Genomic DNA, 14,345 nt, shown 5'->3' with positions numbered 1-14,345 from the left:
AGAATTTTATTAAGTAGTTCTCACCCCTGTGACTCGTTTGTTTTTCCCCTTTTGCCTTGATAAAAAGAGCGGTTTATAGGGATTTTTTCCGATAGTTTAATTCTTAATTCTTGATTCCTTGCCGAAGCCAAAAGAGGAAACAAGGAGGAAAACAACAATGGTCATTACCCGATTAAAGATTACCGATGCGATTCGCCAAGACGCCCACCGACTGACTGGTGAGACGAGGGACTACGATCCGTTAATGGATATGGTGGGTGACGCGCGCTTCGTCCTCATCGGCGAAGCGACTCACGGCACCCATGAATTTTATCAGCAACGAGCCGAAATTACCAAGCGACTGATTCGGGAAAAAGGCTTTAGGGCGATCGCGGTAGAGGCAGATTGGCCCGATGCCTATCGCATCAACCGCTATGTCCGCAATGTCAGCGACGATCGCGAGGCGATCGACTCGTTGGGGAACTTCGAGCGATTCCCCACCTGGATGTGGCGCAATACCGACGTGCTAGATTTTATCGGCTGGTTGCGCCAATTTAACGATCGCCTGCCCAGCAACGCGGTAAAAGTCGGGTTCTATGGGTTAGATCTCTACAGTTTATACAGCTCCATCGAAGCCGTACTGAAGTATCTCGACCTCATCGATCCGGAAGCGGCTGCCCGTGCCCGTCAGCGCTATGGCTGTTTTGAACATTTCGGCGAAAACGTGCAAGAATATGGCTATGCCACCAGCTTCGGGTTGAGCGAACCATGCGAAAATGAAGTTATCAATCAGCTTGTAGACATGCAGCGTCGTGCCGCAGACTACGCCGGACGCGACGGACGAGTGCCCGAGGACGAGTTCTTTTTTGCCGAACAGAATGCGCGGTTAGTGCGAAATGCGGAGGAATACTATCGCTCTATGTTCCGGGGGCGGATTTCTTCGTGGAACTTGCGCGATCGCCACATGACGGAAACCCTGGAGAATCTGGCTCAGCACTTGAGCGATCGCCAAGGTTCTCTGGCCAAAATCGTCGTCTGGGAGCACAACTCTCACCTTGGCGATGCCCGGGCCACAGACATGGGTGCTGCAGGAGAACTGAATGTGGGTCAACTGATGCGCCAGCGCTATAATGACGATGCGGTACTGGTGGGATTGACCACCAATACCGGCACCGTTACCGCCGCTTCCAGTTGGGGCGAAACCGCCGAACGCAAGCGCGTCCGTCCCGCCCTGCCAAACAGTTATGAAGGGCTGTTTCGCGATAGCGGACTGTCTCGTTTCTTGCTCGACCTGCGCCAAGATTCCGACGCCGTAAGCGAACTGCGCGCGCCGCGACTCGAACGGGCGATCGGGGTGATTTATCTTCCTCAAACCGAACGGGCAAGCCACTATTTTAACACAAAGTTACCGAATCAGTTCGATGCGGTTATCCACTTTGACGAGACCCGCGCCCTCGAACCCCTGGAGCGCACCCCTATCTGGGAGCGCGGCGAAGTCCCCGAAACTTTTCCCTATGGCGTCTAGTCTTCACACAAAACAACTATGCTGGTTCCCAGGCTCAGCCTGGGAACCTCCAATCGGCGGCTCTGCCGCCTTTTAACTCACATAAAGAAACGCAAAACGGATAAAAATGGTAAAAACACAGAATTTAGAAGAACGACTGGTACGCCTGCCCGTAGGTCCGGTCAATTTAGAAGGCAATCTCAGCATTCCCGTGAATGCCAAAGGGATTGTGTTGTTCGCGCATGGCAGCGGGAGCAGCCGCCACAGTCCGCGAAATCGTTACGTGGCGAGTGTCTTGCAGGATGCGGGACTGGCCACCTTACTCATGGATCTGCTGACCACCGAAGAAGAAATCGTGGATATGCGAACCCGTCACCTGCGCTTTGATATCGGCATGTTAGGCGATCGCGTTGTGGGTGCCACCGACTGGCTCACTCACAACCGGGACACTCGTCACCTGAAAATCGGTTACTTTGGAGCCAGTACCGGGGGCGGTGCTGCCTTAGTTGCGGCTTCCAAACGTCCCACACTGGTGGGTGCGGTGGTGTCTCGCGGAGGTCGCCCGGATCTGGCCGGTCCGGCGTTACCCTTAGTTCAAGCGCCAACCTTGCTGTTGGTGGGAGGTCGCGATCTTACCGTCATTGACATGAATCAAGAAGCAATGGCGCAAATGCAGGCCAAAACCAAACTGCAAATCATTACCGGTGCTACCCACCTGTTTGAAGAACCCGGAAAACTGGAAAAAGTCGCCCACCACGCCAGCGAGTGGTTCCGGCAGCACTTTGTCTAAATTTCCGTTATATCGCCAGATGAATCTCTGCCGCGATCGCCGATCCAGCGCGCGCTGGATCGGCGATCGGGGTTTGTGCAAATTTTATACCCGGATTTGAAAGCGAACCATGCAGCACCGATGCCTGGGTGGTAAAATTGCTTGGTGGGGAGGCAGAGCCTCTAGGGAGGTTGCCCAGGCAGAGCCTAAAAACGAGTCGAAGGAAGGATCGTTACAAAAAAAATTAGTCCGCGTCGGCGGACGCAAGAAAAGCTCAGACGCGATTTCAATCGCCCGCTTTTTATTCGATTCAACTCACCACCGGATGCCAGATTTCCAGAAATAAATCCCTCCCGGGATGGATGTTACAACACTTGATAAACCCTAAACTGATACCATTTTAATTTAGGTCTGCAACAGATAACTGATAAGAATCTCTGAGACCCCACGATGCGGCGAGGATTAAAATCCCCGCCCGTGGAGCTGAAGTCGGTTAAAAACCGACTAGGAAACTTACGGTAAAAGTATTTCAGTCGGTTTCAACCGACCCCACGCTATTATTAGCAGGGGTTTTAAAGCACCTGCGGGTGTTGCCACTGATGCAAGATATCAGTTCAAATCGATTTACGACACATTAACCACTGCATTTTTTTCCTCGGGAATTCCGTACATGCGAGAGCGATCCCAGACTAATTTACCCGTGAGCAATTCGGTCACATCAATCCCGTTGCCAATCACGCCGGGAACGCTGGGATAACCGGCACTCGCGCCGACAAAAAATAGATTCGGCAGTTCGGTTTGATATCCGATGCGATTCAATCCCACTTGATTGGGAATCAATTTTGCGCCGTAAATGTTGCCCTGCGGTTGACCTAAATAATGCTCGGTAGTGGTGGGGGTACCGGAGACTTTGAGCTGGATGTACTCGTCAATATCGGGGATGATATCGCGGACGCTTTCCATCAAATTCTCGTAAAATTCTTCCTTTTTGGCTTTATAGGCTTTTAAGTCGGTTTCGTGCAGTTTTTTGAACGGTTCGTAGGGACAAATGGTGCTAATTTCCAAGACGTGATGTCCTGGGGGAGCCATTCCCGGTGCGCCGGATTTCAGGGTGGGACAGGAGAGGAAAATCCAGGGGCGATCGAAAGAGCCTTCGAGTTGTTGTTGATAGGAGCGATTCAGGTTTCCGTGGGGATAATACCACAGATTCCAGTTACCGATTCCGTACTTTTGCGGATCGAATCGTTCGTCTACACCGAGGTAAATGTTAAAAGCGCTGCTGGAATATTCGTAATCGGTGAGGCGATCGCGTTCCGACTGACTTAATGCGCGATCGTCGTGCATCAGTGCCACGGTTAATTTCGGGTCTAAATCGCTGATATAGGCTTGGGTGGCTTGATAGGTTTCTCCCCCAGCTTTCACGGCTTCCACCGTGCCATTTTTCACCTGAATATGTTCCACGGGCGTGGAGTATTGCACTACCCCGCCGTGGGATTGAATCGCTTCTACAATCGTGTCCACGAAGTGCTTGAAGTGATGTTTGGGATAATATGCGCCGGCGGCATAATCTCGCACGAGAGAGGTATGAGGAAGCAGTGAAATTTGGTTGGGAGGCAATCCATAGTCACCACTTTGACCCGCCAAGAGGTCTTGCAACTTTGGCGATAAACCGACTTTATCGTAAAGGTCTTGCAAGGTCCAGTGGCGTTTGGAAAATACATCTAAGTATTTGGGCAATTTCAACCAATCGGACCACTTGCGATTGTACCAGTTGAAATCGCGCACTAAGCCCCGCATTTGTTTGTGCAGGTGCTTGATTTCGTCGCAATAGCGGTTAATGGCGGTGGATTCTTCGGGAAAGGTGGCGAGGAGGCGATCGCGAAAGGTTTCCCATCCCAAGGGAATGTTAAAATCCACGTCTGGGGTAATGACGCGATCGATGCAGTCGGGATCGAGTAAATTGAACTCTACGTCTCGTTCGATAAAGCTCAAAAACCGCCCGATGGTGCGATCGCGCGTGCATTGAGAAATGTAGTGAACGTCGGCACAAAAACTGTACTGTCCGATATCAAAGGTGTGACAGCAACCGCCCGGTAAATAATGCTTTTCTAACACCGCCACGCGATGTCCTTGCTTGCTCAAACAAGCGGCGGCAGAAAGTCCACCCAGTCCGGCTCCGAGTATCACATAATCAAAGCTTTTCATCGCATTTACCCCTCTTTAATTCTGCAAGTGTTGTGTTAAAATATATTGGAGAGATTGCTTCGAGTCTTTGTGGCAGCGGTATAGCAAAACGGGGGACTATGCCCCCGAATTACAGGCTCGGATTTCTCTGCGGGTACGGGTCATAGATGACTCGAACTCAGGGCAGCAAAACCGGGGTTAAGGCGATCGCTTACACCGGTTTTTTGCGCGGATCCACTGCAGCGATCAGATCGGCCAAGTCGCTGGCGTGGTCTTCTTCATCGGCGAGAAGTTGTTCGATTAAGCGCCGGGTGGTGGGGTCGGCATTGCCAAAATAGTTAACTAACTTGCGGTAAATTTCGATAACCACCCGTTCGGCGACTAAATCTTCTTTAATCAGTTCCACAAGTTCCACATTCGGACCGCTAGAACCGTATTCCGTGGAAGAACGCTGGACAATTGTTGCCGGATTGAAATCGGGATCGCCGCCGAGTTGATCGATGCGTTCGGCGAGGACCATCATGTGTTCGTGTTCGCTGGCGGCATGTTCGGCAAATTCCGCTGCCACTTGGGGATAATTAATCCCTTTGGCAATCACTTCGTGGTGGCGATAGCGCAAAACGCACAAAATTTCCGATGCCAGGGCTTCGTTGAGCAGCTTGTAGGTTTGCTCTAAGTCGAGGGGATAATCTTCCGTGATTGCCCCTTCTTCAATGGATTGACGCGCCTCTTGACGCACTTTTTCCACATCATAAAGTTCGGTTTTTTGCGGTTGTGTTGCAGTCATATTGTTCGTTCCTCTTCGCTTTTTCTTAACTGACAATTAATTTGCCGTTGGGGTATCTTATTTAAAGTCGCCTTTCAGTTCAACCGGAAACGAGCATTTTTTGTAAAACTCTCGGTTTCCCTTTTTATGGATCGGCTGGTTCTAGAGTGGCATACCCTAGGTTAGCCTACCTATTTCCCCCCCGAGATCGCTTCTATCTAAAGGCTGAATTTTCTGTGAATCTTGCTGGTGGCGATCGCCACCAGAGAGCATCCGAGGTGCGGTCAATTTGAAAAGCATTTTTGAGCCATTGCCATCTATCGCAAGGGAGATTTTTTCACCGGGATGGAAAGCGGGAACCCACTGCAAATTCGCCGATGCTTCGCCGCCACCGAATGGTAATGCAGGCAACAAATCTGGCAAACATTCGCCCCGGGTTGCAGTTTTCAGGCCGATAAATGCTGCTGATTGCCGCTCGATGTGGTATAATGAAGTGTTAGCAAAATCGGGGGGCGATCGCCAATCTGATTTAAAGACTACAATATATTTAGGAGCACTTAACGGAAACCAATACCATGAACGAACCAACCGACCCACCTACCAATGCATTTAACTCTCACGAACCCCCACCCCCCCACACCCAAGAGTTAGAAATTCCCGAGCAATCACCGGGAAGTCCGCACGAACAAGCGGAAGATGTGCCAAACGCTCACCCGTCTCAAACGCGCAAAGCGTTTAAGCAGCTCTACATCATTTTAGTGGCGATCGGCGCAATTATCGGCATATTTGCCGCAATCGGGGTGGTGAAACTACTCGGGGAATGGGGACTCACCGATCCCCCGGTGCGGGTGGAGGAACGGCAAAATGAAGTGCCCTAGGCGCGATCGCGGCTAACGGCTTAACGTCATCAGCCGTTAGTGATGTTGTCACCCCCCGAAAATGGTCGGGTAGAAACCGAAATATAACCCGGTTTCCACCCGACCATACAAATGTCAGGTTTTGGCTAGGTACAATCCGATGATTAAGCGTTGACCCTGCACCCTTGGGGGTAATAGCTAGAGATCGTCCATCATTGATTGTAACTGTTGCAATTCAGCTAGGCGGGATTTTAAATCCTGGATTTCGGGGTTTTCCGGTTTGTTGTGTTCCCACATGTTTAGCCAATATTGTGCGGCTTCAACCTCTTCTTTGTAAAAAGCGAGATAGACTTGCGAGCGACAAAACAACCCATATTCTGTAAAGTATAAGTGCTTTTGTGACAACAGGGGTTTGAGCAATTCTTCAGCGCGAGGGATTTTATGTTCCTCTAACATTCGGAAGGCGAGGGAGATACGAGCTATACTATAATCCGGAAATCGCTCGTGAATTTCTTTGATGAGGGCATAGGCTTTTTCCTCCTGCCCTTGTTGGTTGTAAGCTACTGCTAGATTATTTAACAAATCCGGGGCGTCGGGTTCGATTTCCAGCGCTTGAAGGAAAGCCAGCGAACCCGCACCGACTGTAGGTGTAAGCGAGAGTGCAACGGTTTGATTCTCACCTAAACTGGGATTGTCGCTGGAAAATTCGCGGCGATCGCCCCCTCAAAGAAAGATTGACGGCTGCTTTTCTTTCTAGGGACAGAGCCAATTGCTCATCCTTAAGAGTGATGCGTATTGCCTCGGGATTCGCCTATGATAATGATTATAAGGGTCAACCGATTTTCACAAAATTATAATTCAGCTAACGGGTAAAAATGCCCATCCAAAGGGAAGTAGACCAATAAAAAATGGCAAAATAAAAGCAAACTAATCCCCGGAAATAATCGCTTAGCAGAGAAAAATATGAGGAAAGAAAGATGAAAAAAATACCTAGATTTATTTTCACTGCCGTGGTGCTGTTTGCGGCAGCGGGTTGCCAAGTGGCGAAAACGAGCGCCAGCGCTCCAAATACCACGCAAATCGATAGCAAACCCCCGGATGCGGACACCGCTTGGGAAACCTATAACGATGGCACTCGATCCCTGCGAAGACGACAAGCAAATGCAGACATTCGTGCCAGGGAGCAGCGGAATAATTGGTGGGGCAATCCCGAACGACGCGCCGATCGCGATCTCGAAAGCGAAGTTAGAAGTAAATTAGAGGTAAATTTACCGGCGAGTTTGCTCACCGTTGATGCAGAAGCGGGAGTGGTGACAATCGCCGGCACAGTTCCCACATCAGAGCAATTCGAGCGCATCGAACCCTTAGCCAAGGAGATTAAAGGGGTAAAACGGGTAAAAGTCAACGCGATTGTCGCGCCGGCAGTTTCCGAACAGAACTCGTGAAGCCAAGGGTGTGAAAGCGGCAAGCTGAAGGAGTCGCGATCGCGTAAATTTCCCTCCCAAGACAGAGGAATTTCCCGAGCAAAAGGGATAAGCTAAAGAGGAGTGCAGGAGAGCCTACCTTGGCAAAACCTGCGCCATATATTTGATGATAAACGGGAGGAAAAATGGCTTTTTTAAAAGATAAACGAGCCGTGGGTGTCTTTTCTCGCTACGAAGACGCCGAAGCCGCGTTCAATGAACTGCGACGGGCTGGATTTAGTATCGACAATATTTCGATAATTGCCCCAGATATTCACCGACGGGAGAATGTGACGGGAGTAGACGTGAATCATCATCGCACGATGGGAGATGCTGCCTCTGCCCCTGCCACGCGCACCTATACGGAACCCGCCGGCGATCGCGCAGGGGAAGGTGCGGCCACTGGTGCGATCGCCGGGGGCACCGTGGGCGGTTTTATCGGCTTGCTGGAAGGCTTGACCGCACTGACCATTCCCGGTATCGGTCCGGTGCTGTTTGGTGGCGCGATCGCCAATATCCTGGCCAATACTTTGGCAGGAGGCGCGATCGGTGCGGCAGCCGGCGGTTTAGTCGGAGCGTTGGTCGGATTGGGCATTCCGGAAGAGCGCGCCCGCGTGTATAACGAGCGGGTGTCCAGAGGCGACTACTTGTTAATCGTGGAAGGCACGGAAGACGAAATCCGTCGCGCCGAACGAATTCTCAGCCGCCTCGGCATTGAAGAGTGGGGCATCTATGACATTCCCGGCGAGAGTCGCCACAGTCCCTCTGCCTCTATGAGTGAGACGACCCCCAACTCGGCACGTCCGGTGAGGATGGAACAACACCAACGCGCGGTGGGTCTGTTTTCCACTTCTAGAGCGGCGGAAGAAGCGCTGCAAGAACTGAGGGACGAAGGGTTTCCGATGGAAAAGGTGTCAGTAATCGCCCGCGATCGCGACCGTCAGGGGAACTTAGCGAGCATTGAGGTGGAACCTGCCGGGGGTAACAAAGCCGATGAAGGTGCGGCAGCCGGTGCGATTACAGGCGGTGCCGTCGGTGGCTTGACCGGCTTGCTCGTCGGACTCGGTGCCTTGGCAGTTCCCGGCGTTGGACCGTTGCTGCTCGTCGGTGCGGAAGCCACTGCCCTCGCCAGTACCGTGGCAGGAGGCGCGATCGGTGCAGCTGCAGGCGGTTTAGTCGGCGCACTCATCGGGCTGGGCATTCCGGAAGAACGCGCCAAACTATACAGCGATCGCGTCGCACAGGGCGATTATTTGGTCCTCGTGACCGCCACTGAAGGAGAAATTCGCTTCGCTGACTCGATTCTCAATGCCCGAGGCATTCGCGAATGGGGCATCTACGAGCTTCCCGGGGAACCCTTTCCCGAAAGCAGCACTCCCTATCGCGATCGCTCTCACCATTATACTCAACCCCGCGCGGGAACGTCTAATTATCATCCCACCGGACGAGTATAATCCCGTTGCGAAATGAGAAGATCTCTCTCGTAGAGGCCCGAGCGATCGGGTCTCTCCCCTAACGCAATTTCCTCCCTTTTTCACTGAATTTCAAACAGTTTTATAGAAACCAATTGACTCGCTATGCTACTATTAACTCACCCCAGAAAACTTAAAAAATTTATTCCGATGTTACTCACCAGTGCGATTGTATTGGGTGCAGGTGCTTGCAGCGTAGACCGCACCAGCGCCGACGCTCCCAATAGCGTTTACGCCCCCGGTGAAGTGCCCGATATTGAAGACGTGCAAGAAACGGTAGAAGACGCGAAAAGTGACCTGCGTCAAGCGCAAATTGCCTCGGACGAACGGGCAAGGGAACAACGAGCAGCCACATTCGGCGACCCGTTAGAAATCGACGAAGACAACATCGAAAGTCTGGTTCGCAATCGCTTAGAAACGCAATTGCCGGCCAGTATTCTTGCAGTTGATGCCGATGAAAATGGATTGGTGACCATATCCGGAACGGTGCAAACCATCAACGAACTAAATGCGATCGCCCCGGTGGCAATGGAGATTCCCGGGGTACAGGTGGTAGAATTAAATGTCCAAGTCGCGCCCGCTATTCCGGAAGAAATTGAGTAACCGTTGGCCGAGGGAACCGATTTCTCTGAAGTAGGGTGGTTTAATCCACCCTACTTTTATTTTTCCCCTCCGACTCCCTTGTAAATTGCTTGGCAATGGGGTAAACTATTCTACATCAGTCAAACTCATGGCTAAATTATCCTCTAATTCCCCCGTTCCCCATGCGAATCATTCATACTGCCGACTGGCATCTCGGACGACGATTAAAAGGCGTCGATCGCACCCGCGAAATTGCAGGCGCGTTGGAGCAAATTCTCCACCATGCCAAAGAATTGGACGTGGATGCGATGCTAATTGCCGGGGATATTTTCGACATTCCCAACCCGCCCGCCTACGCCGAAAAAGTGGCCTATCAATTTTTTTATCAGTTACAAGAAGCGGGCATTCCCGCTGTGGCGATCGCGGGAAATCACGACTCCGCTACCCGCATCGATGGACTGGCGCACCTGCTCTCTCTGGCGGGAGTTCGTGCCTTGGGAAAACCCCGTTTGGCGGATGACGGAGGCGCGGTCATTCTGAATACGAAAAGCGGCAAACTCTGCGTTGGTGCCTTACCCTTTGCGTCGGAACGGCGGATGTTGAACGCTCATGCATTGTGGCATCAAAATGACGAACAGCAACGGCAAAGTTATCGGGAAGTAGTTGGCGAAGTTTTTGCCGATTTAACGAGCTGGTTTAAAGAAAAGCAAGTCAATATTTTGATGGGTCATATGGCAATGGATGGCGCAAAATTGGCGCAATCGGAAGTCGCTTACTACACCCGCGACACCTACGCCATTTCTCGCCAAACTTTACCCCCAGAAGCGCAATATATCGCCCTCGGGCATATCCACGTTCCTCAGCAAATTCGCACCAGTCCGCCCACCTATTATTCCGGTTCGTTAATTCAAATTGATTTTGGAGAAGCGGAACAAGAAAAAGGCTTTTATTTGATTGAAGTCGAACCGGGAGAACCGGCCCAGGTGGAATTTATTCCGTTAATCTGTCAGCGCCCGTTAAAAGTAATTCGCTGTACGGGGGACAGTTTAGATGAAACCTTAGAAGCGCAACAGTATTATCCGGGGTTTTTGAAGGTTATTGTCGAATTAGACAGTCCGGTTCTCGGATTGGCCGATCGCGTGCGGCAAATTTGTCCTCAAGCCCTGCAAATTCAACCCTTTTATCCCGACTCCTTTTTTCAGCGCCCCCAACCCACGCGCAGTTCCGCCGAACTCGACCCGGTGCAGGAATTTCGCAATTACTATCAAGAACGACTCGGCTACTCCCCGGATCCGGCGGTGGAGCGAGAATTTAAAAATCTTTATAAAAAATTAAGAGAAAAGAAGCCGGTGGGATAACATGAAAGGATAAACTAGATAGCTAATCCGAAAGCACGCCGAGGCGATCGGCGTGCTAAACTTAACCCAAAAACCGCTCGTTCTCAACTACTTGATTGCAATATGCGACCCCTCGAACTTTCTCTAGCCGGATTTACCAGCTTTCGCCGCGAACAAACCCTGAATTTTTCAGAGTTAGATTTGTTCGCCATCACCGGGGCCACGGGGGCGGGGAAGTCCTCGTTACTCGATGCCATCACCTATGCCTTATATGGAACCACTGCCCGCACCTCCCAAGTAAGCGAATTAGTGAGCCAAGGGGCGAGTGAGTTAAAAGTGCAATTTCGGTTTTCCGTGTCTCGCGGAGAGTTTCGGGTGACGCGGCGCTGGCGATATCGCCCCAGTAGCCCAGTAACGCAGGTATTGTTAGAACAAGCCCTGAGCGATCGCAGTTGGGAAACCCTGGAAACGAAGGAACGGGAAACGAAAAAAGCGATCGCGGAGATTCTGGGAATGGACTTTCATACCTTTACCCGGGTTATCCTGCTCCCGCAAGGTCAATTTGACGAGTTTTTAAAAGGAAATACCAGCAAGCGGCGAGAAATCCTGCGACAGCTCGCCGGATTCGAGATATTCGAGCGGATGCGGAAGGAAACCAACGATTTGGCGCGGATGCTCAAGCAAGAAGTGGCCACCATCGAGCGGCAAATCGCCGATCTCGCCGTACCAGACGAGGTAGAAGTGCGAGAGACGCGATCGCAACTCACCGAGTTAGAAGCAGGCTTAAACGCGCTCAATGCCGAAGTATTCAACGCGCAGAAATTGCTCGATGAGGAGGAACGGTTATTCCAGCAGATAACCCGCCTGAGCCAGTTGCAGCAACAATTGCAGGAGTTAAACCGCCAATCTGGCGAAATCGAAAGCCTGCAAACCCGGTTGGCGCAGTCGCAACGGGCCGATCGCTTGCAAGCCGAGTGGGCATTTGTGCGAGAGGCGCGAGAGCAAGCCCACCTCACGGAAACTGCGGCCCGGGAAGCCAGCGCCCGTCTCGCGCAAGCCGCCAGCCAACGGGCGGCGGCGGAAGAAAACTTGGCAAAAGTGAGAGCGGAAGCGGAGGCGATCGCGCCGCAAATTGCCGCCCGGGAAGCCGCCTTAGCCACGGCGAAAGTTTACGAAGCCCAACGGCAACAATTAGAGCGGGAAGTGGCGATCGCTACGAGCAGTTTGCAGCAAAAACAGCGTCAGCAACAAGCCGCCAAACATCAACTCACGCAAGCTTCCGCCAAGCTCAAATTTGCCACCATGCAACTGCAAAGCGCCACCGACGCCCTGCAGCGACATCAACCGGGAGGGGAACGGTTAGACCGTCTCACTACCGTTGCGCCGCTACTGGGGGAATGGGCGATGGTGGAAAAGCAACTGAAACAGCAGGGCAAGGCACTTGACAGCGCCGTGCGGGAAAAGTATAATCAAGAAGAAGAGTATCGGGCGGCGATTTTAAACCGGGAACGAGCCGAAACGGCGATCGCGGCGATTCGGCAACAACTCGAAGCCGCAGAAAACGCCAACGCGGAAGCGGCGCGCGCCAACCATGCTGCCGCATTGCGGATGACCTTGCAACCGGGGGATACTTGCCCGGTGTGTGGCGGCTTGCACCCGGAAACCGAAGCAGAATTGCCCTCTTTAGCGGCATTTGATATTATCGATACCGTCCCCCTGCGGCAAGAAGAAGCCCGGGCAGCGCAAGCATTGCAAAGGGCGCAACTGAGCGCAACCAAGGCAGAAGCGGCTTTAGAGAATATCGCACAAAAAGAATCCGAGACGCGGGCACAACTCGAAAGCACCCAGCAGCAACAGGATCGGTTGCGCCAACAGATTGCGGCGGCGTTACAGTTACCCGCATCAGCCGCTATCGACGCGATCGCCCTACAGCAGGAACGGGAAGCGCTGCAACACAGCGATCGCCAGTATCGCGCCGCTGCCGACGCCCAGAAACAAGCTGTATCACAATTAGAGAGCGCGCAACAGGCCCAGGAGTTTGCCACCCAAACCCATACCGCCGCCGTCACCGAGTCGGAAGCCGCCACGGCGGAACTGGCACGACGACAGCACAACCTGCAAGCCGCAAGGGACAAACTGCATGAGATAACCGAGGGTCAGTCTTACGAGGCACTCGCACAAGCGCTCAGCCGACAAAAACAAACCCTCCGCGATCGCGCAGAAGCCGCCGAAAACGCCGCGCGATCGGTGCAGACGAACGAGATACAACTGCGGGAACAGACCCACCAAGCCACCACCGCCGCAGATACAGCACGAGACAAAAAAGAGCAATTAAATGCCCGGTGGAAAGAGACCCTAAAAGGTGCCGATTTTACCGAAGAAAGCTTTCTCGAAGCAATCGTTTCTCCCGCACAACAAAGCCAATGGCAAACCGCGATCGCCCAGTACAGAGAAACGAAAGTCGAGCTATCCACGCGGGTGAATGATTTACAAGAAATTATCGGCGATCGAACCACCGATTTAACCCAACTTAACCAGCGGCGCAGCGCCCAAAAAATCGCCGAAGGCAAATTAAAAGCGGCGCAAGATAAGCGTGTGGAACTCTCCACCTGGATTCAAGCAGCCGAACAAAAACAAGCACAGGGGAAAAAACTGCTCGCCGAATGCGAAACCGTCACTCAAAATTATGAAATTTATCGGACTTTGGCGCAAAATCTAAAAGCCAATGAATTTCAGGCTTATATTTTAGAGCATTTAGAAGCCGAATTAGTTGCCCGCGCCACTCTGTTGTTAAAAGAACTCACCGACGCGCGCTATGCGCTGCAAATGCAAGGGGGAGAATATTGGGTTGAAGATAACTGGAATGGCGGCGAACTGCGACGGGTACGAACCCTTTCCGGTGGGGAAACCTTTGCTGCCTCTTTATCGATGGCGATCGCCCTTTCAGAAAAGCTCTCGATGGGCGCAGAATTAGGCAGTTTATTTTTAGATGAAGGCTTCGGCACGTTAGATGCAGAAACCCTAGAAAGCGTCACGCAAATTTTAGACTCCCTGCGCCAACAAAACCGCCTCATCGGGGTTATTACCCACGTAAAAGCCCTGGGAGAACGATTGCCAAATCAGGTAAAAGTGTTTAAATCTCCTCAAGGCTCTCGCCTGGAAGTGGAAATGCTTTGATGAGGTTATAATATTAAGTCCGCTCGATTGGTCTGAAAAAGCCCAGCACCCCAGAAGGGTAGGGCTAAATGCAACATTGCCCGCCTACGCGGGCTATTTTTATTGGCAATAAAACGCACACTATATTAACCTGGTTTTTTTCTCAACCACTGTCCTAATTAGCAAAAAATAGGAGTGCAACAATCGGTGTTTAGTTTCCTCTATTTATACTCAACTGACGGTAAAGCATTCCGGCATAAAGATTAACCATTTTGC

General features: G+C 51.9%; 12 protein-coding genes. 8 read left to right on the top strand and 4 right to left on the bottom strand.

All coding sequences use genetic code 11. From position 1 onward, the window contains the following. Window positions 1–157 precede the first annotated feature (157 nt). Window positions 158–1,504: an erythromycin esterase family protein gene (locus AC0QH1_RS26020; RefSeq protein WP_324634360.1), complete on the top strand. Its 1,347-nt coding sequence runs from the start codon at window positions 158–160 to the stop codon at window positions 1,502–1,504. A gap of 106 nt (window positions 1,505–1,610) precedes the next feature. Further along, window positions 1,611–2,273 carry a dienelactone hydrolase family protein gene (locus AC0QH1_RS26015; protein ID WP_324634359.1) on the top strand — a complete coding sequence of 221 codons (663 nt, stop codon included), beginning with the start codon at window positions 1,611–1,613 and terminating at the stop codon, window positions 2,271–2,273. A gap of 603 nt (window positions 2,274–2,876) precedes the next feature. On the opposite strand, the gene AC0QH1_RS26010 is transcribed toward AC0QH1_RS26015, so the two are convergent. The 3 genes from AC0QH1_RS26010 to AC0QH1_RS26000 form a co-directional block, all read right to left on the bottom strand. Beyond that, entirely contained in the window at window positions 2,877–4,457 is a 1,581-nt protein-coding gene (locus AC0QH1_RS26010) for a phytoene desaturase family protein (protein WP_324634358.1), read from the bottom strand. Between the two features lie 190 nt (window positions 4,458–4,647). After that, complete coding sequence (locus tag AC0QH1_RS26005; protein WP_324634357.1) at window positions 4,648–5,223, bottom strand: ferritin-like domain-containing protein; 576 nt, start codon at window positions 5,221–5,223, stop codon at window positions 4,648–4,650. A 156-nt stretch (window positions 5,224–5,379) separates the two neighbouring features. Next, window positions 5,380–5,790, bottom strand: coding sequence for a hypothetical protein (locus AC0QH1_RS26000; protein WP_324634356.1), 411 nt, complete (start codon window positions 5,788–5,790; stop codon window positions 5,380–5,382). Here AC0QH1_RS26000 and AC0QH1_RS25995 point away from each other — a divergent pair. Then, window positions 5,778–6,080, top strand: a complete 303-nt coding sequence (locus AC0QH1_RS25995) for a hypothetical protein (RefSeq protein ID WP_324634355.1) — start codon at window positions 5,778–5,780, stop codon at window positions 6,078–6,080. The genes AC0QH1_RS26000 and AC0QH1_RS25995 overlap by 13 nt on opposite strands. Before the next feature lie 177 nt (window positions 6,081–6,257). On the opposite strand, the gene AC0QH1_RS25990 is transcribed toward AC0QH1_RS25995, so the two are convergent. After that, window positions 6,258–6,686 carry a tetratricopeptide repeat protein gene (locus AC0QH1_RS25990; RefSeq protein ID WP_324634381.1) on the bottom strand — a complete coding sequence of 143 codons (429 nt, stop codon included), beginning with the start codon at window positions 6,684–6,686 and terminating at the stop codon, window positions 6,258–6,260. 350 nt (window positions 6,687–7,036) lie between these two features. On the opposite strand from AC0QH1_RS25990, the gene AC0QH1_RS25985 reads away from it, so the two are divergent. The 5 genes from AC0QH1_RS25985 (at window position 7,037) to AC0QH1_RS25965 (ending at window position 14,090) form a co-directional block, all read left to right on the top strand. Next, a complete protein-coding gene (locus AC0QH1_RS25985) occupies window positions 7,037–7,504 on the top strand; it encodes a BON domain-containing protein (RefSeq protein WP_324634354.1) in 468 nt (155 codons plus the stop codon). Between the two features lie 164 nt (window positions 7,505–7,668). Next, window positions 7,669–8,976 (top strand): general stress protein, encoded by a 1,308-nt coding sequence (locus tag AC0QH1_RS25980; protein ID WP_324634353.1) that lies wholly within the window; start codon window positions 7,669–7,671, stop codon window positions 8,974–8,976. Window positions 8,977–9,099: 123 nt separating this feature from the next. Further along, window positions 9,100–9,597, top strand: a complete 498-nt coding sequence (locus AC0QH1_RS25975; protein ID WP_324634352.1) for a BON domain-containing protein — start codon at window positions 9,100–9,102, stop codon at window positions 9,595–9,597. Window positions 9,598–9,758: 161 nt separating this feature from the next. Then, complete coding sequence (locus AC0QH1_RS25970; protein ID WP_324634350.1) at window positions 9,759–10,934, top strand: exonuclease SbcCD subunit D; 1,176 nt, start codon at window positions 9,759–9,761, stop codon at window positions 10,932–10,934. 102 nt (window positions 10,935–11,036) lie between these two features. Beyond that, the gene (locus AC0QH1_RS25965) at window positions 11,037–14,090 is read left to right on the top strand and encodes an SMC family ATPase (protein ID WP_324634349.1); all 3,054 of its coding nucleotides are present in this window, start codon (window positions 11,037–11,039) and stop codon (window positions 14,088–14,090) included. Window positions 14,091–14,345: the final 255 nt, after the last annotated feature.

The organism is Phormidium sp. CCY1219 (genome assembly GCF_055795085.1).
This window is presented reverse-complemented; position numbering and strand designations above follow the sequence as displayed.